The sequence below is a fragment of the Alteromonas sp. MTD1 genome (assembly GCF_042848195.1).
Classification (GTDB): Bacteria; Pseudomonadota; Gammaproteobacteria; order Enterobacterales; family Alteromonadaceae; genus Alteromonas.
This window is the reverse complement of the sequence record NZ_BTGG01000007.1, coordinates 124290-141551: the sequence shown is the minus strand read 5'-3', so window position 1 is coordinate 141551 and position 17262 is coordinate 124290. Positions and strand designations below refer to the sequence as shown.

The window sequence follows — 17262 nt, the reverse complement described above, 5'->3', positions numbered from 1 at the left end:
GAATTCAATGAAACTCACTTCTAAAGGGCGCTATGCAGTAACTGCGATGCTTGATGTAGCTTTGCATTCCAAGCGTGGTCCAGTGCCTCTTGCCGACATATCAGAACGACAAGAAATATCACTTTCCTATTTAGAACAGCTTTTTTCTCGTTTACGCAAAGAGCAGCTAGTTGATAGCGTGCGAGGACCTGGCGGAGGCTACCTGTTGGGTCGCGATGCATGTGACATTGCTATTGGCGAAGTTATTCGTGCGGTTGATGAGTCGATTGACGCTACGCGCTGTCAAGGTCAGGCCGATTGTCAAGGCGGGGATCGCTGTTTAACGCATAGCTTATGGCAAGACTTAAGCGATCGCATTTCGGTATTTTTAAATTCAATTACGTTGGGCGAGCTAATGGCGAAACGCGATGTCCAGGAAGTGGCGGGTCGCCAAGACAGTGCCACATCGCTTCGCAACATTGCCAACGACATCGAAGTTAGCATTCAACTTTAAATAGGTATTGAGCAACGCATGGCCTTATCAACACCCATTTACCTTGATTACGCTGCCACTACACCGGTAGACCCTGCGGTTGCAGAGGCAATGGCAAAGTGTTTAACCCTAGACGGTAATTTTGGTAACCCCGCTTCTCGCAGCTACCGTTTTGGCTGGATGGCCGAAGAGGCTGTAGATGTAGCGCGCAACAATATTAGTGATGCATTGAATTGCGACCCTCGCGAAATTGTGTTCACGTCAGGCGCTACTGAATCAAATAACCTCGCTATAAAAGGCGTAGCTGAAGGGTATGCCAGCAAAGGCAAGCATATCATTACGGTTAATACAGAACACAAGGCGGTTCTGGATACATGCGAATATCTGGAAGAGCAGGGCTTTGAGGTAACCTATCTAGCAGCGCAGCAAGACGGCCTAATTAATCTAAACGATTTAATAAATGCTATCCGCGAAGACACTATTTTAGTGTCGATCATGCACGTGAACAATGAATTAGGTGTAATTCAAGATATTCAAGCCATTGGTGAAATATGTCGCGAAAAAGGCATATTGTTTCATGTGGATGGCGCGCAGAGCGTGGGTAAAATTGCAATAGACCTATCAGAACTTCCAGTGGATTTATTGTCGATTTCCGCACATAAGATGTATGGCCCTAAAGGCATGGGCGCGTTATACGTTAGAAGACGCCCGAAAATAAGTTTAGTTTCTCAAATTCACGGCGGCGGTCATGAGCGCGGTATGCGTTCAGGCACCCTAGCTACCCATCAAATAGTTGGATTAGGCGAAGCGATATCTGTAGCTACAGCAAACCTTGAACAGGAAAGTAAGCGTATATTAGCGCTGCGAGAAATACTGTGGAAAGGCTTGAAGAAGATTGGCGATGTTTATCTTAATGGCCATGAAACACAACGCATACCAGGTATTTTAAACGTGAGCTTTGCCGGTGTGGATGGCGAAAGCTTAATGATGGGGCTTAACGATATTGCGGTGTCTTCTGGCTCTGCGTGTACATCAGCAAGCCTTGAACCTTCATATGTACTAAAAGCAATTGGTCGCAGTAACGAGCTTGCCCACGCAGGTATTCGTTTTAGTGTTGGCCGATTTACAACCCAAGAAGACGTTGAATACGTAATAAAAAAAGTCACTGACGTAACAACGCGATTAAGAGGCATAGTAAGTGCCTAAAAACAGCAAAAACGCCTACAAAGCGTATTAACAAAAACTTAAGCGAAGCGGCTAGAAATATACTGCTGAATATTTGAGTGAAATAGTCAGGTATTATATACTACCGCACCAAAATTTTAGGCTGCTCTTATTGTGGCGAGAGGTTTGTAGGCTTTTTTCTTAAGAAGTATCGAAGAGAAAGAAGCGTTTTAAAGTAAAAAACCCAGTAATCACTAAGACCGTGGGATGATTACTGTGCTAATTCTCTAGCAAAACGCAGAAGCAAGTGGCAGCAAATGCAGGCAAACAAGTGAGATCCCAACATGAGTGAACAGATCGAACAGGCGTTAGAAAGAAAGTACGAAGCCGGTTTCTACTCTGAAATCGAGTCGGAAACGTTTGAAAGCGGCCTGGACGAGTCGGTTATCCGCCGCATATCAGCAATGAAAAACGAGCCTGAATGGATGCTTGAATGGCGCTTGAAGTCTTATCATGCATGGCTAGAAATGGAAGAGCCAGATTGGGCGCACGTTGATTATCCAAAAATCGATTATCAGGCCATCTCTTACTACTCGGCACCAAAGAGTATGAAAGATAAGCCTAAGTCACTAGATGAAGTCGACCCTGAGCTGCTTCGTACTTATGAGAAGCTGGGTATTCCATTGCACGAGCAAGAAATGCTTGCAGGTGTTGCGGTAGATGCAGTTTTCGACTCGGTATCTGTTGTTACTACATTCCGTGAAAAGCTTGAAGAAGCGGGCGTTATTTTCTGCCCAATCTCAGAAGCGCTTCAAAAGTATCCTGACCTTGTAAAGAAATACATAGGTTCAGTGGTGCCGCGCACAGATAACTATTTTGCTGCGCTTAACAGTGCGGTATTCACCGATGGTTCATTCGTTTACATTCCAAAAGGCACACGCTGCCCAATGGAGCTTTCTACGTATTTCCGTATTAACGAAATGAACACCGGTCAATTCGAGCGTACGTTAATTGTTGCAGATGAAGGCAGCTACGTGAGTTACCTTGAGGGCTGTACGGCACCTCAGCGCGATGAAAACCAGCTGCACGCGGCCGTGGTTGAGCTAGTGGCAATGGACGACGCGCAAATCAAATACTCAACGGTACAAAACTGGTACCCGGGTGATGAGAACGGTAAAGGCGGTATCTACAATTTCGTAACCAAGCGTGGTGTAGCGCATACCAATGCCAAGATTTCGTGGACGCAGGTTGAGACAGGTTCTGCGGTAACGTGGAAGTACCCAAGCTGTGTGCTTAAAGGCGATAACAGTGTAGGTGAGTTCTACTCAGTAGCGCTTACCCGTGGTCGTCAGCAAGCTGATACAGGTACTAAGATGATCCACGTAGGTAAAAACACCAAGTCGACCATCATCTCTAAAGGTATATCAGCGGGTAACAGTAACAATGCCTATCGCGGTTTGGTTCAAATGGGCCCTCGCGCAGACGGTGCACGTAACTTTACCGAGTGTGACTCGCTACTTATCGGTGATAAATGTGGCGCGCACACATTCCCGTATATCGAAAGCCGCAATCCTTCAGCCATTGTTGAGCACGAGGCAACAACATCGAAGGTGAGCGACGAACAATTATTCCTGTGTCAGCAGCGTGGCTTAGACACAGAAAAGGCCGTTTCTATGATTGTTAACGGTTTCTGTAAAGAAGTATTCAAAGAGCTACCAATGGAATTTGCCGTAGAAGCCGGCAAACTGCTCGAAATTAGTCTTGAAGGTTCAGTGGGGTAATCAATGCTTAGTATCAAGAATTTACATGCCAGCGTGGAAGAGAAAAACATCATTAAAGGTCTTAACCTTGAAGTTAAACCTGGTGAAGTACACGCTATCATGGGCCCCAATGGTGCCGGTAAAAGTACATTAGGTTACGTGCTTTCTGGCCGCGACGGCTATGAAGTTAGTGAAGGTGAAGCGTCACTAAACGGCAAAGACCTGCTTGAACTTGAAGTGGAAGAGCGTGCTCGCGAAGGGCTTTTTCTTGCTTTCCAATACCCGGTAGAAATTCCAGGTGTAAGCAACATGGAATTCATGAAAGAGTCGGTTAACGCTATGCGTGAACAACGTGGTGAAGAGCCATTAACTGCTGCTGAATTTTTAAAGAAAGCAAAAGAAGCGTGCAAGCAAGTACAGCTTCCATTGGATTTCTTGAAGCGCGGTGTAAATGAAGGCTTCTCGGGTGGTGAGAAAAAGCGTAACGAAATCATGCAAATGATTTTGCTAGAGCCGAAGCTGTGTATTCTTGATGAATCAGATTCAGGCCTTGACGTTGATGCACTACAAGTTGTTGCTGATGGCGTAAACAGCCAGCGCGACGGTGAGCGCAGCTTCATTGTTGTTACCCACTACCAGCGCCTTCTAGACTACATCAAGCCTGACTTCGTACATATCCTAGCTGACGGCAAAATTGTGAAAAGTGGTGACGCATCACTTGCGCTTGAAGTTGAAAAGAGCGGATACGCATTTCTTGGTAAAGCGTATGAGGAGGCTGAGGCATGAGTCAATGGCTAGAACAGGTCATTGATGCGGCGCAAATCTCCGATTACTTAGCGCCCGTGCGTCAGCAGGCCTTAGAAAAGTTAAAAGCCGATGGTTGGCCAGCCCGTAGAAACGAAAGCTGGCGCTTTACGCCGCTTTCATCGGTTGAAAAGCGTGAAGCGAATTTAGCGGCGAAAGCTGAGAACTTACCCGTTCCAGCTATCGAGAACCTTAACGCTATCGACCTTGTATTTGTAGACGGTGTTTTGGTTACCCAGGTTAATACCCTTGATGTGCCAGCAGGCATGACCATTACATCGCTGAACAGTAATGATGAGTCTACTCAGCAAGCCATTAGCAGTGTATATGGTCAAGTTAAGCCGGCACGTCATATGTTTGGCCTAGTGAACGACGCGCTGTGCCAACACGGTATATTTATTAATGTTGAAGCAGGCGCGAAAATCGACACGCCAGTGCGCATTGTGAACATGGCCTCGCAGAATGTCGACGCTCACACACGTGTGGTGGTGAAGGTCGCTGAGGGCGCAAGCGTTACAGTGATCGAGCAAGGTTTTGGTGATACTGAAAGCTTAACCACAGCGTTTGCTGAATATGACCTAGCCGATGATGCCCACTTAGAGCACTATCGTTTTGCTATGTTTACCGGCAAAGCAAAACAATTAGGTGGCAGCCACTTTAAACTTCATAACCGTACTACGCTTAACAGCACTATGGTAGGTTACGGTAGTGAGCTTTCTCGCTTAGACGTAGATATTCATCACGCTGGTGAATTCGCTGATGCGAAAATGAACGCTATTTATCTTCTGGCAGAAGGCGAGCTATTCGACCTTCACTCCACCATTGAGCACGCGATGCCAAATGGTACGACTGAAGAAAATGCCCGCGGTATTGTTGGTGACAAAGCGCGTGCGGTATTTAATGGTCGTATTCATATCCATCGCGATGCGCAAAAGACACTGGCCGAACTTAACAACCGCAACTTGTTGCTATCGCGCCGTGGTGTTATCAACACCAAGCCAGAGCTTGAGATTTATGCCGACGACGTAAAATGTGCCCACGGTGCAACAGTGGCAGAAATTGAAGAAGAAGCCTTGTATTACTTGCTAACTCGCGGTGTTTCTCGCAGTAAAGCATTGGTAATGCTTAACTTTGGCTTTATTCAAGAGCTTATTAATGACGTACCTAATACAGCGGTACGAAACTGGCTAGCCCCAATCTTAAGTGAGCGTTTCTCTCAGATGGAGGTGAAATGAGCTTAGACGTTGCAGCACTTCGTGCCCAGTTTCCTATTTTATCGAAAACGGTAGACGGCAAGCCGCTGGTATACCTAGATAATGCAGCAACCACACAGAAGCCTCAGGCTGTGATTGATGCGCTGATGGATTTTTACACGGGCACCAATGCAAACGTGCATCGCGGTGCGCACCATTTGTCTGATGAGGCAACGCGCCGCTATGAAAATGCACGTAGCAGCGTAGCGAGTTTCATTAACGCAAGTGCCCGAGAAGAAGTTATTTGGACGTCTGGCACTACAGAAGCCATTAATATTGTGGCTAATGGCCTTGGTCAGCTTTTAAGTGAAGGCGACGAGGTCATGGTGACGGAGCTTGAGCACCATGCAAACTTAGTTACATGGCAGCAGGCGTGTCGTCGCTCTGGTGCAACATTAAATGTTGTACCTATTTTTGATAGCGGAGAACTTGATGTTGAGGCATTCGACAGGCTGCTATCGGAAAAAACCAAGCTAGTAGCCTTTCCACATGTATCGAATGCGTTGGGTACTGTAAATCCAATCAAACAGCTTACTCAAAAAGCGAAAGCGGTTGGTGCTTGGGTGCTGGTTGATGGCGCACAAGGTATTGCTCACGGCGGTGTTGACGTACAAGACATCGGCTGTGATTTCTATGCGTTCTCAGGTCACAAACTATTCGGACCAACAGGTATCGGCTGTTTGTGGGGCAAAAAAGAGGTGCTAGAAACTTGGCCTGTGTGGCAAGTAGGCGGCGAAATGATCAAAGACGTTACCTATCACGAAGCTACTTGGGGCGCGTTGCCAAACCGTCTTGAAGCCGGTACGCCTAACATTGCTGGCGCCATCGGTATGGGTGCGGCGGTAGACTGGTTTAGCGCGCTTGATGTACAAGCATTACACGAACACGAGCAGAAATTGCTGGCCTATGCCACCGAGCAAGCACAAGCGCTTGAAGGAATGCGTATCATTGGAACAGCGCCTAACAAAGTTGGCGTGTTAAGTTTCTTACTTGATGGTGCACATCCAGCGGACGTAGGCTTTATTCTAGATCGCCAAGGCGTAGCAATCCGTACCGGCGATAACTGCGCGCAGCCGCTAATGAAGCGATTTGGTATTCCGGGTACTGCACGTGCGTCGTTCTCTATTTACAATACGCTTGAAGAAGTGGACAGCCTGTTTGCTGCACTTAAGAAAGCAAAAATGATGTTGGCCTAAGGAGGCACTATGAGTGTTGAAACTTTTGTTCCAAGCACAAAACTCATTTCGCTAACTGACAGTGCCGTTAAGCATTTCGAAAGTAAGCTTAAAGACAAGCCTGGTCAGTTAATTCGTTTATCAACAAAAGTAAGCGGATGTACTGGCTACGCTTATGTGCTTGATTTTGCAGATGGCGCAGAAGCAGACGACGAAATTATTGAAATTTCTCCAGTGCTGAACGTTGCGGTAGCGTCTGATGCTACTGAGCTTTTACGCAATACCGAAATTGACTACGTGATGGAAGGCGTAAATGGCGTTATTAAATACAATAACCCTAACGTAGTTGATGAATGCGGTTGCGGCGAGAGCTTCAACGTAGGTTAATAGCCAATACTTTTTAACAACAGGCACTAAGTAGTATATGAAGCAAAAGATGGTGACTACTGAACGCGACTGTAAAGCGCGTTTGGTACCTGCCGGTAATCCAACCGTAATTCCTGAAGGCGAATTCGTGAATATTACGCAGGAGCTTGGCGGAAACTACACAATTACGTGGCGCGGTAATATGTATCGCATTGACGGTACAGACGCTGGCGCTATTGGCCGAAAAGCTATGACGCTAAGCTTCGATGCGCCAGAAGATGGCAACATCAGCGAACAGCAAGTGTGGGATGCATTAGAAACCATCTTCGACCCTGAAATACCGATTAATCTAGTTTCGCTTGGCCTAATCTATAAAGTAGATATAAACCAAGCGTCAGGCGACGTTAACATTGATATGACATTGACTGCACCTGGATGCGGAATGGGGCCAGTACTTGTGGGCGATGTGGAATATCGTGTTGCCATGGTGCCTCATGTTAAAAACGTGAACGTTGAGTTGGTATTCGACCCAGCATGGTCACGTGATATGATGAGCGAAGAAGCACAGCTTGAGGCTGGATTGTTTTTCTAGGCTTATCTAAAACTTTCAAATTACCTCTTTACCTATAAACGGAAATGACGATGCAATTACCTAGCAGTGACGAGATTATTGATGATTTAGCGTTCTTCGATGATTGGGAACAGCGTTATCAGTACATCATCGACTTAGGTAAATCTATCCCTGGTTTATCTGAAAAAGCTAAAACCCCAGAACGTTTAGTAAAAGGGTGTCAAAGCAGTGTTTGGCTTGTAGAGTCTTACGACGGCGAAAAAGTGAGTTTTGACGTCGACAGCGACGCTGTAATTGTTCAAGGTCTACTTGCTTTAGTGCTCGCCGCTTATAATGAGAAATCGCCAAAAGATATTCTAGCGTTCGATATCGACGGTTATTTTGAAGCGTTAGATCTTGAACGTCACATTACGCCAACACGCGGTAATGGTTTGCGTGCTATTGTCGGCAAAATACAAGAGCTGGCGAAAGCAAACGCATAAGGTTTCTTTTCGTTGGCATTTAGCAGGTATTTTCTGACAAATGCCTGCTTGTGCAACGCAATGTATACAATGTCATCATATTGTCATATCTAACACGCTTACTTATACACAGCTTTATTCATAAAAACAGTGCTTTAAGGCAGATTTGACAAAGTCTCTGGTCAAGTAGGTATTTATTGCCTATAATTCGCGACCAAAATTTTTAAGATAAATACTATTTGTTTGGAGAGAAAACATGGCTCTTGAGCGTACTTTTTCGATTATCAAGCCTGATGCGGTAGCTAAAAACGTAATCGGTGCAATCTACAACCGTTTCGAATCTGCAGGTCTTCGCATCGTGGCATCTAAGATGATCCACATGAGCAAAGAGCAAGCAGAAGGTTTCTATGCAGAACACAAAGAGCGTCCGTTCTTCGGCGCACTTGTAGACTTCATGACATCTGGCCCAGTTATGGTGCAAGTACTAGAAGGCGAAAACGCTGTTCTAGCTAACCGTGAAATCATGGGCGCAACTAACCCAGCTGATGCGGCTGCAGGTACACTACGTTCAGACTACGCTGCGTCAATCGACGAAAACGCAGTGCACGGTTCTGACGCTCCTGAGTCAGCAGCACGTGAAATTGCTTACTTCTTCTCTGAAGAAGAAATCTGCCCACGCACTCGCTAAGATTGTGTAAGCAGTAAAGACGGGGCCTAAGGGCCCCGTTTTTCGTTTCTAAGCCTCCCTTAGTGTCTGAGCACGCGTTATGCTGCTTTGCTCGGCGCTCATTTAGGCATACTAAACTATGCTTCTCGCGCATTGCCTAACACGCGCTCAGTCACTAAGAAAAAAGCGCAGGCGTTATGCTGCTTTGCTCGGCGCTCATTTAGGCATGCTAAACTACGCTTCTCGCGCATTGCCAAACTTAACCTTGCTCTTCGTTAAATCGGCTTTTTCTCTATTCTCTTCTGTGGTAGAATCCGCGCAATTTTTAGTCAGTGATTTTTATCTTCTTCAAGGCTTTTCTTTATTGGGTTAAGGCTTGGTCAATTCGCTGGTTTTTACATCATATTCAGCAGTATGAGGGGCGCCCCTCAAGGTTAAAGGGTCATTCAATTCATGGCAAAAACGAACTTATTAAATCTTAATCGCGAAGGCTTGCGCAATTTCTTTAAGGAAATGGGCGAGAAGCCGTTTCGTGCCGACCAGGTAATGAAGTGGATTTACCAGCACGGTATCAGCGATTTCGAAGAAATGAGTAACCTCAATAAAAAGTTGCGTGCCATGCTTATTGAAAATTGCGAGATAAAAGCGCCTGAAATTGCTTATTTCCAAGAAGCCAGTGATGGCACTATCAAGTTCGCGCTTACACTAGAAGGCGGCCAAGAAGTAGAGTCGGTGTGGATCCCTGAAACTGATCGCGCAACGCTTTGCGTTTCTTCGCAAGTGGGTTGTGCACTAGAGTGCACCTTTTGCTCAACTGCACAGCAGGGCTTCAACCGTAACCTAAGCGTCAGTGAAATTATTGGTCAGGTATGGCGCGTTGCTACCTTCCTTGGTCTATCGAAAGATTCAAGCAAACGCCCAATTACTAACGTGGTAATGATGGGTATGGGTGAGCCATTGCTGAACCTTAAAAACGTTGTGCCGGCAATGGACATTATGCTAGACGACTTTGGTTTTGGTTTATCAAAGCGTCGCGTTACTTTAAGTACATCTGGCGTTGTACCTGCGCTTGATATGTTGGGCGACCAAATTGACGTGGCGTTAGCCATTTCTCTTCACGCACCAACAGATGAGCTTCGAGATGAGATAGTGCCAGTAAACAAAAAGTACAACATCGAAGCGTTCTTAGCAGGTGTTCGTCGTTACTTGGCGAAGTCGAAAGCGAACCAAGGTCGTGTTACGGTAGAATATGTAATGCTATCGAACATAAACGACAGCACTGAACAGGCGCATCAGCTTGCTAAAGTATTAAAAGATACTCCTAGTAAGATAAATTTAATACCATTTAACCCATACCCAGGTTCACCGTATACCTGTTCAAGTAACTCACGCATCGATAGATTCGCAAAAGTGCTTATGGAATATGGGTTTACCACCGTTGTTCGTAAAACGCGAGGCGACGATATTGACGCTGCATGCGGCCAATTAGTGGGTGATGTTGTCGATAGAACAAAAAGATTATTAAAAAAACAGATGAAGGGCGAAGCAATTTCAGTAAAAATGGCCCAATAATCATCAAGATATTAGGGTAAGTCTATGCGAACAGGATTGCGTTCTTCACTAAGGATTTGTTTACTTGGCGCTGCGCTAGTGGCGTCAGGTTGTGTTAGTAACAACCAAGCCGGCAGCTATGGCAGTAACTTCGACCGCGAAGAAGCTGCTAAAACGCGAATGTCGCTTGGGCTTACCTACCTTCAAAACAACAATTATTCTCAAGCCAAAAAGAACCTCGACAAAGCACTTGCTTTCGACCCGCGTTCTGCTGACGTTCAATACGCTATGGCGTATTACTATCAGTTAGTGGGCGACAACCAGCGAGCTGAAGAGTTTTACGAGGCAGCCATAGACTTGGCACCTAATAATGGTGATATAGCAAACAGTTACGGCGCTTTTAAATGCCAAAACGGACAGTATGAAGACGCAAAAGCTTACTTCTTCGATGCCATAAATAACCGACTGTATGCTAACGCTGCGCAGACTTACGAAAACTTAGCACTTTGTGCACAAAGCCAAGGTAATCTTGAAGAGGCAACGAATTACTTCAAGGAAGCGTTAAAGCATCAACCTGCCAGAGCAAAAAGCTTATATCTTCTTACTCAGCTGTACACGGTTTCCGAGCAATGGGATTTGGCTAAGCAAACGTTAAAGCAATATGAGAAAGTTGCGCGAGTTTCTCCCGACTCTTTATGGCTTGCCTACGAAATTGCGAAAGGGCAGGGCGATTTAGAAACTGCAAAAGGCTACGGTGAAATGATGCAGTCATTGTTTCCCGATAATCCATTAACGGCACGTTTCGAAAAGGAGAGTGCGGCGTCTCCCAACCGAGTTATTAAAGTGGTAAAAAATAGCGACAACGCAGCCCCCTCAAACACGCCAGCCATGGATAAATCACTACCTGAGCCAAGAACTGCACAGCCTAAGGCAAATGACACTGGTATTGAGCGCACTGTGCGTCAGGCAAGTACGAGTGCCGAAAACACCGCTAGCGTTAACGCAAAAGCGAGTAAAAGTAATAATGCTAAAGCGCAAAGTAATGAATTATCAGCTGAAACACCAAAAATCCATGTAGTAAAACCGGGCGAAAACTTATATCGTATTTCGTTATTGCACAATATTAAGATGGCAACACTGCAAGAGTGGAATAACCTAGGAAATACTGGCGCTATTATTGCTGGTCAGTCGCTTTGGTTAGTACCACCTAGTATGCAGGAGGAATAAGGTTTAATGGTGTCAGAAGAACAAGCGAAACAAGACGTAGATTCGCAACAAAACGAAAGCACGCCAAGTCCAGGTGCCATGCTAAAGGCGCGCCGCGAGGCGTTGGGCCTCTCGCAACAAGAAATTGCGGATAAGCTGTTTTTAAAAGTTCAGCAAATCAACGATTTAGAAAACGATAAATTGGATAATAACGCCTCGATAACGTTTACCAAGGGCTACGTAAGAAACTACGCAAAGCAGGTAAATATGAATTCGCAAGACGTTATTGAAGCATTCGAGCGCTTCCATAATCAAAAGTCAGTACCGTCGTCGGATAAACTGCAAAGTTTTTCGAAACGTGTCGCAAAACAGACACACGACGACAGATGGATGATGGTGACTTACGTGATCCTCCTGTTAATAATTGCGGGGGTAGTGGCCTGGTGGTATCAACAGCCTGGTGATGATGCTGTGAGTGATGTGTCGCTTCCCGATGCGGTGATGGAAGAAGCTGCGAATACCCCTATTCCAGAAAAAATCACTGGTACCGTTACCTCGCAAGAAAGCGCATCAACGTTAACTGATTCTGAAAGCATGTCTAATGATGAATTAACGCTACCATCAACTACGCAGCCACAACAGACCAGTCAGCCTGTGCAGCAAGACAACGAGACACCAGAAGAAGACGCGCTTTCACAGAGTGGTTTTACTCAAGAGGGTAACCTTGATGATGGCGCTATATCAGCACCAGACACGGCTGTAAACGACAGTAACAATTTAACCGAACTTGTTGCGTCAACCGCCAACTCTCCTGACATTAATTTAACGAGTAATGCCGCACCTGTATCGATGACATTTACCTTTGATGATGATTGTTGGGTAAATATTACTGATGCTACGGGAGAAGCTATTGCATATGGCGTTAAGCAAAAAGGGCGAATTATGGAAATTCAGGGCGTACCTCCGGTTGAAGTTACGCTCGGCGCACCGGATAATGTGCGTATATCAGTAAATGGCGATGCTGTTGATATTTCTTCTTACCAAAACGGTAGAACAGCGCGCTTTACACTTCCTATGTAGGTTAATTAGATGTTTGCAGAAAGTCCTATCAAGCGCAGAAAGTCGACGCGTATCAATGTAGGTAATGTTCCAATAGGCGATGGGGCTCCCATTGCTGTTCAATCAATGACTAATACACGTACCACAGATGTGGCGGCTACGGTTGATCAAATAAACCGAATCGTGGCTGTGGGTGGTGAAATTGTGCGTGTTTCAGTGCCTACCATGGAAGCGGCAGAAGCATTTAAAGAAATTAAAAAGCAAGTGAGTGTGCCTTTGGTGGCTGACATTCACTTTGATTATCGCATCGCGCTTAAAGTAGCTGAATATGGTGTTGACTGCCTTAGGATTAATCCAGGAAACATTGGCAATATGGAGCGCGTTCGCTCTGTTGTCGATTGTGCAAAGGATAAAAATATTCCTATTCGCATAGGTGTAAATGGCGGGTCACTAGAGAAAGATTTACAAGAAAAGTACGGCGAGCCTACACCTGAGGCGCTTGTAGAGTCGGCCATGCGCCATGTTGACATTCTAGATAAGCTCAACTTTGACCAGTTTAAAGTAAGCGTTAAAGCATCTGATGTTTTTCTTGCCGTTGGCGCATATCGATTACTGGCAAAGGAAATTGATCAGCCTCTACATTTAGGTATTACCGAAGCTGGCGGTCAGCGTGCTGGAGCAGTCAAAAGTGCGGTAGGTTTGGGCATGCTTCTAGCAGAGGGTATCGGTGATACGCTGCGCGTTTCACTTGCCGCAGATCCTGTTGAAGAAATCAAAGTAGGTTTTGATATTCTTAAGTCGCTACGTATTCGCTCGCGCGGTATTAACTTTATTGCGTGCCCAAGCTGTTCACGACAAGAGTTTGATGTTATTGGCACAGTAAACGCGCTAGAACAACGTTTAGAAGATATTCTGACACCTATGGACGTGTCTATCATCGGTTGTGTTGTAAATGGGCCTGGCGAAGCTGAAGTGTCGGACTTAGGCTTAACCGGTGCACGCAACATGAGCGGTCTTTATGAAGATGGTAAGCGTGTGAAAGAGCGCCTTCCGAATGATGACCTAGTAGATAAGCTTGAAGCAAAAATCCGCGCCAAAGCCGCTCGTATGAGCGAAGAAAATAAAATTCAGGTTTCTGTTAAAGACTAAGCCGCTTTTTGTTCATTGTTGTTTACTTCCAAAGCCCCTATAATGCGGGGCTTTTCACTATTTAGCAGTATGAGAATTTCACGTGGCTAAGACTATTCAGGCAATTCGAGGCATGAATGACTGCCTACCGGAGATTTCCGGCACATGGCAAAAGGTAGAATCTGTACTCCGTCAGGTTGTGGCGAGCTACGGCTACCAAGAGATACGCACGCCCATTGTTGAAAGCACAGATTTATTTAAGCGTTCTATCGGTGAAGTTACCGATATCGTTGAAAAAGAAATGTACACATTTGAAGACCGCAATGGTGACAGCTTAACGCTTCGCCCAGAAGGTACAGCAAGCTGTGTACGCGCGGGTAATGAGCACGGTCTGTTGTATAACCAACAGCAACGTTTGTGGTACATGGGTCCTATGTTCCGCCATGAACGTCCGCAAAAAGGTCGCTATCGTCAGTTTCACCAGTTTGGTGTTGAAACTTACGGTATGGATGGGCCAGATATCGACCTAGAAGTCATCATGTTGAGTGCGCGCTTTTGGAAAGCATTTGGCATTGAAAAACATATAAAGCTTCAAATAAATACGTTAGGTTCTAACGAAGCGCGCGCCGCGTATCGTGACACGCTAGTAGAGTTCCTGAAAGCGCGCGCTGATAAGCTTGACGAAGACTCGTTACGTCGCCTCGAAACCAACCCACTGCGCGTTCTAGACAGCAAAAATCCAGACGTTCAGGCGGCAATCGAAGACGCGCCAGCGCTTATCGACCATCTTGACGAAGAATCTAAAGTTCATTTTGAAACATTGTGCTCTCGCCTAACGCAAGCGGGTATTGAATTTGAGATAAACCCGCGCTTGGTTCGCGGCCTTGATTACTATAATCGCACGGTGTTCGAATGGGTAACCGACAGCCTTGGCGCACAAGGTACGGTATGTGCGGGTGGTCGTTATGATGGACTTGTTGAACAGCTAGGCGGTAAAGCAACGCCTGCAGTTGGTTTTGCCATGGGCATCGAACGTTTGGTACTGTTGCTCACTACTCTCACTGATGAAGGCAAAGATACTAGCTTTACTGATGTTTATGTCACTGCTATGGGCGACGATGCTCAGCCTTACGCGCTGGAAGTTGCAGAGCACTTGCGTAACACTCTGGTGGATACTCGTGTAATGATGCACTGTGGTGGCGGAAACTTTAAAAAACAGCTTAAACGCGCAGACAAAACAGGCGCTCGCCTGGCGTTGCTTTTGGGCTCTGATGAAATGCAAGCACGTGAGGTAGGTGTTAAACCACTTCGCGATGGACAAGAACAAGTTACAGTAAGCTTCGATACCTTAGCCGATAAGGTACAAGAGATGCTTAGCGCAAAATAATAAGAGGACATCATGGAACGTTTTGAAACCGAAGAACAACAAGTAGAAGCCATAAAGCGTTTTTGGAAAGAGCACGGTACCGCAATTATTGTGGGTGCAGCACTAGGTCTTGGCGGTCTATGGGGCTGGCGTTATTTTTCAGAGACTCAGCTTGCCAGCAAAGAGGCTGCGTCTGTTGCTTATCAGGAAGCCGTTGAATCTCTATCTGCTGAAGGTGGCGAAGCGAAGGTTGATGCGTTTATTGAAGCGAATAAAGACAGTGGCTATGCAAGTATTGCAAGTTTTCTTGCGGCAAAGCAAGCCGTTGAGTCTGGTGATTTAGACGCCGCTGCTTCTCACTTAAACCGTGTTGTAACGTTTGCCGAAAGCGAAGAAATGAAAGCTGTTGCTTCACTTCGTCTATCAAGAGTGCAAATTGAAATGAACCAGCTTGATGCGGCGTTGTCTACGCTAGGCAATGTAACAAACGACGCATTCTCAGCTGAAGTTTCAGAATTGAAAGGTGATGTGTATGCAAAGCAGTCAAAGTTTGACGACGCTCGCCTAGCTTATTCAAGTGCGTTAGAAAAAAATGCCAATAACCCGCTATTACAAATGAAACTGGACAACTTGTCTGTTGCCGCTGGTCAGTAATCGCGAGCCACATAATTGGCATGCATAATAAAGAGGTACGCAATTTGTTTCACAAGACGTGTGGCCGAAAAGGTCGATTTGCTCGCGTAATAGGAATGGCCATGGCTGTTTCTGTAACGCTGTCAGGCTGCTCTACAATTGAAGACTGGTTTACTGACGATGAAAAACTAGAGATTCGTCGATTAAAGCCTATTGATGCTAAATTTCAGCCAACCATTAGCTGGGAGCGTGAAATAGGTAACGGCGTAGACCGCTATTTTTCTCGTTTGCGCCCAGTATATGCCTACAATAAACTGTACGCCGCAGAGCGACATGGTAATGTCGTTGCAATGGAGCCTGAAACAGGTAAAGTTTTGTGGGAAAAGAACTTTGCAACCTTTAGTAACGAAGGTATGTTGAGCCCGGTAACGCGTTTATGGCAAGACGGTGAAACTGCACGTATTGGTGGTATTGCCGTTGCTGACAAGCATGTGTTCATTGGAACAGAAAATGGTTACATTGCTGCACTAGATGCTGAAAGCGGTGAGCTTGTGTGGGAAGCGAGTATTCCTGGCGAGATATTGGCAGCACCAGCAGCTGACGAAGGCATTTTAGTGGTAAACACGGGAGCTGGAAGCCTGTTTGGTTTTAATACCAGAACAGGTGAGCAAGTGTGGCGCCATGAGGGCGACACGCCACCGCTTACACTTCGCGGTATCTCTGGCCCAGTGGCCTCTAATGGTGGTGCCATCATTGGAACACCTACGGGCAAAATTCAAGTAAACCTTATCGATTCTGGTGTGCTCGCTTGGGAAACTGCCATTGCCAAGCCAACGGGCGCGACCGAGTTAGAGCGTATTGTCGATATTGATACAACGCCAGTTTTATTCGGCGGCACCATATACACGGTATCGTTTAATGGCACATTGGCTGCAGTTGAGCTGCGTTCTGGTCGTGTAATTTGGAAGCGTGAATATGCTTCTTTTAGAAACTTGAATATCGACGGTAACCGTATTTTTGTTGTAGATAACAATTCAAACGTGTATGCGTTAGACAGAAGAAACGGTGTTGAGCTATGGTCGCAGAGCTCTCTTAAACAACGTTCTTTAACAGCAGCTACACCAATAGGTGACCACGTTGTTGTAGGCGATAACTGGGGCTTCTTGCATTGGATTGAGCAAGAGACAGGACAAGTTGTTGCTCGCTTAGATGTTGGTGGTGATGATGATGACGACTCCATTTATGTAGCGCCAATTAAGGTTGATGGTCGTATCGTGGCTGTTACTCGAAGCGGCGTCATTGCATCAGTAAGTATGCCTCAGTAGCGATATCTAAGTAGATATACCTAAAGAGCTATACCTAAAGAGCTAGGCGGTAGTTAACACGCTGCGTTATTCAATACATATTTGTTCAATTAAAAAGCGAGCCATAATAAAGGCTCGCTTTTTTGTTTTTGCGGACTACTCCTAAAGAATGTTCACATTCTTCAAACTTAAAATCAAAAACTGAACGTCATTGGTATTAACTATTGAACAAGGTATAATGCACCATTCTTCAAAGCCGCAAGCGTTTTTACCTGCTCTGTAATTGCTTCAATAACTGTTGTATGGGTTGTTAAGTCTTGCG

17 protein-coding genes are annotated in these 17262 nt (G+C 45.7%); all 17 read left to right on the top strand.

Annotated features, from left to right (window positions below):
• The first annotated feature begins 7 nt into the window (after window positions 1-7).
• The 17 genes from iscR (at window position 8) to bamB (ending at window position 16961) form a co-directional block, all read left to right on the top strand.
• The gene (gene iscR / locus ACGHAV_RS11005) at window positions 8-493 is read left to right on the top strand and encodes a Fe-S cluster assembly transcriptional regulator IscR (RefSeq protein ID WP_334013394.1); all 486 of its coding nucleotides are present in this window, start codon (window positions 8-10) and stop codon (window positions 491-493) included.
• 18 nt (window positions 494-511) lie between these two features.
• On the top strand, window positions 512-1678 hold the full coding sequence (locus ACGHAV_RS11000) for an IscS subfamily cysteine desulfurase (protein WP_390380322.1): 1167 nt from the start codon (window positions 512-514) through the stop codon (window positions 1676-1678).
• A gap of 302 nt (window positions 1679-1980) precedes the next feature.
• Entirely contained in the window at window positions 1981-3417 is a 1437-nt protein-coding gene (sufB, locus tag ACGHAV_RS10995; protein WP_159627053.1) for a Fe-S cluster assembly protein SufB, read from the top strand.
• 3 nt (window positions 3418-3420) lie between these two features.
• Window positions 3421-4182, top strand: a complete 762-nt coding sequence (gene sufC / locus ACGHAV_RS10990) for a Fe-S cluster assembly ATPase SufC (RefSeq protein ID WP_334013391.1) — start codon at window positions 3421-3423, stop codon at window positions 4180-4182.
• Window positions 4179-5435, top strand: a complete 1257-nt coding sequence (sufD, locus tag ACGHAV_RS10985) for a Fe-S cluster assembly protein SufD (protein WP_390380318.1) — start codon at window positions 4179-4181, stop codon at window positions 5433-5435. Before sufC ends, sufD begins: the two co-directional genes overlap by 4 nt.
• Window positions 5432-6649 carry an aminotransferase class V-fold PLP-dependent enzyme gene (locus tag ACGHAV_RS10980; protein WP_390380315.1) on the top strand — a complete coding sequence of 406 codons (1218 nt, stop codon included), beginning with the start codon at window positions 5432-5434 and terminating at the stop codon, window positions 6647-6649. The genes sufD and ACGHAV_RS10980 overlap by 4 nt, the downstream gene beginning before the upstream one ends.
• A gap of 9 nt (window positions 6650-6658) precedes the next feature.
• Window positions 6659-7015, top strand: a complete 357-nt coding sequence (locus ACGHAV_RS10975) for an iron-sulfur cluster assembly accessory protein (RefSeq protein ID WP_334013388.1) — start codon at window positions 6659-6661, stop codon at window positions 7013-7015.
• Window positions 7016-7052: 37 nt separating this feature from the next.
• The gene (sufT, locus tag ACGHAV_RS10970; RefSeq protein ID WP_390380312.1) at window positions 7053-7586 is read left to right on the top strand and encodes a putative Fe-S cluster assembly protein SufT; all 534 of its coding nucleotides are present in this window, start codon (window positions 7053-7055) and stop codon (window positions 7584-7586) included.
• Window positions 7587-7636: 50 nt separating this feature from the next.
• Window positions 7637-8047 carry a SufE family protein gene (locus ACGHAV_RS10965; protein WP_390380309.1) on the top strand — a complete coding sequence of 137 codons (411 nt, stop codon included), beginning with the start codon at window positions 7637-7639 and terminating at the stop codon, window positions 8045-8047.
• A gap of 235 nt (window positions 8048-8282) precedes the next feature.
• Window positions 8283-8714: a nucleoside-diphosphate kinase gene (gene ndk / locus ACGHAV_RS10960; RefSeq protein ID WP_012519000.1), complete on the top strand. Its 432-nt coding sequence runs from the start codon at window positions 8283-8285 to the stop codon at window positions 8712-8714.
• 432 nt (window positions 8715-9146) lie between these two features.
• Complete coding sequence (locus ACGHAV_RS10955; protein ID WP_390380305.1) at window positions 9147-10265, top strand: bifunctional tRNA (adenosine(37)-C2)-methyltransferase TrmG/ribosomal RNA large subunit methyltransferase RlmN; 1119 nt, start codon at window positions 9147-9149, stop codon at window positions 10263-10265.
• Between the two features lie 24 nt (window positions 10266-10289).
• A complete protein-coding gene (gene pilW / locus ACGHAV_RS10950) occupies window positions 10290-11471 on the top strand; it encodes a type IV pilus biogenesis/stability protein PilW (RefSeq protein ID WP_390380302.1) in 1182 nt (393 codons plus the stop codon).
• Window positions 11472-11477: 6 nt separating this feature from the next.
• The gene (locus ACGHAV_RS10945; protein WP_390380299.1) at window positions 11478-12530 is read left to right on the top strand and encodes a RodZ domain-containing protein; all 1053 of its coding nucleotides are present in this window, start codon (window positions 11478-11480) and stop codon (window positions 12528-12530) included.
• Between the two features lie 9 nt (window positions 12531-12539).
• Window positions 12540-13658: a flavodoxin-dependent (E)-4-hydroxy-3-methylbut-2-enyl-diphosphate synthase gene (gene ispG / locus ACGHAV_RS10940; RefSeq protein WP_390380297.1), complete on the top strand. Its 1119-nt coding sequence runs from the start codon at window positions 12540-12542 to the stop codon at window positions 13656-13658.
• An 82-nt stretch (window positions 13659-13740) separates the two neighbouring features.
• Window positions 13741-15024: a histidine--tRNA ligase gene (gene hisS / locus ACGHAV_RS10935; protein ID WP_390380294.1), complete on the top strand. Its 1284-nt coding sequence runs from the start codon at window positions 13741-13743 to the stop codon at window positions 15022-15024.
• Window positions 15025-15036: 12 nt separating this feature from the next.
• A complete protein-coding gene (locus ACGHAV_RS10930) occupies window positions 15037-15657 on the top strand; it encodes a YfgM family protein (protein ID WP_390380291.1) in 621 nt (206 codons plus the stop codon).
• A gap of 44 nt (window positions 15658-15701) precedes the next feature.
• Window positions 15702-16961, top strand: coding sequence for an outer membrane protein assembly factor BamB (gene bamB, locus ACGHAV_RS10925; RefSeq protein WP_390380287.1), 1260 nt, complete (start codon window positions 15702-15704; stop codon window positions 16959-16961).
• Window positions 16962-17262 lie beyond the last annotated feature (301 nt).

What these genes read in the sequence shown, in the direction of transcription:
- iscR (WP_334013394.1), top strand. Translation starts at nt 8, where the DNA reads ATGAAACTCACTTCTAAAGGGCGCTATGCAGTAACTGCGATGCTTGAT.
- ACGHAV_RS11000 (WP_390380322.1), top strand. Translation starts at nt 512, where the DNA reads ATGGCCTTATCAACACCCATTTACCTTGATTACGCTGCCACTACACCG.
- sufB (WP_159627053.1), top strand. Translation starts at nt 1,981, where the DNA reads ATGAGTGAACAGATCGAACAGGCGTTAGAAAGAAAGTACGAAGCCGGT.
- sufC (WP_334013391.1), top strand. Translation starts at nt 3,421, where the DNA reads ATGCTTAGTATCAAGAATTTACATGCCAGCGTGGAAGAGAAAAACATC.
- sufD (WP_390380318.1), top strand. Translation starts at nt 4,179, where the DNA reads ATGAGTCAATGGCTAGAACAGGTCATTGATGCGGCGCAAATCTCCGAT.
- ACGHAV_RS10980 (WP_390380315.1), top strand. Translation starts at nt 5,432, where the DNA reads ATGAGCTTAGACGTTGCAGCACTTCGTGCCCAGTTTCCTATTTTATCG.
- ACGHAV_RS10975 (WP_334013388.1), top strand. Translation starts at nt 6,659, where the DNA reads ATGAGTGTTGAAACTTTTGTTCCAAGCACAAAACTCATTTCGCTAACT.
- sufT (WP_390380312.1), top strand. Translation starts at nt 7,053, where the DNA reads ATGAAGCAAAAGATGGTGACTACTGAACGCGACTGTAAAGCGCGTTTG.
- ACGHAV_RS10965 (WP_390380309.1), top strand. Translation starts at nt 7,637, where the DNA reads ATGCAATTACCTAGCAGTGACGAGATTATTGATGATTTAGCGTTCTTC.
- ndk (WP_012519000.1), top strand. Translation starts at nt 8,283, where the DNA reads ATGGCTCTTGAGCGTACTTTTTCGATTATCAAGCCTGATGCGGTAGCT.
- ACGHAV_RS10955 (WP_390380305.1), top strand. Translation starts at nt 9,147, where the DNA reads ATGGCAAAAACGAACTTATTAAATCTTAATCGCGAAGGCTTGCGCAAT.
- pilW (WP_390380302.1), top strand. Translation starts at nt 10,290, where the DNA reads ATGCGAACAGGATTGCGTTCTTCACTAAGGATTTGTTTACTTGGCGCT.
- ACGHAV_RS10945 (WP_390380299.1), top strand. Translation starts at nt 11,478, where the DNA reads ATGGTGTCAGAAGAACAAGCGAAACAAGACGTAGATTCGCAACAAAAC.
- ispG (WP_390380297.1), top strand. Translation starts at nt 12,540, where the DNA reads ATGTTTGCAGAAAGTCCTATCAAGCGCAGAAAGTCGACGCGTATCAAT.
- ACGHAV_RS10930 (WP_390380291.1), top strand. Translation starts at nt 15,037, where the DNA reads ATGGAACGTTTTGAAACCGAAGAACAACAAGTAGAAGCCATAAAGCGT.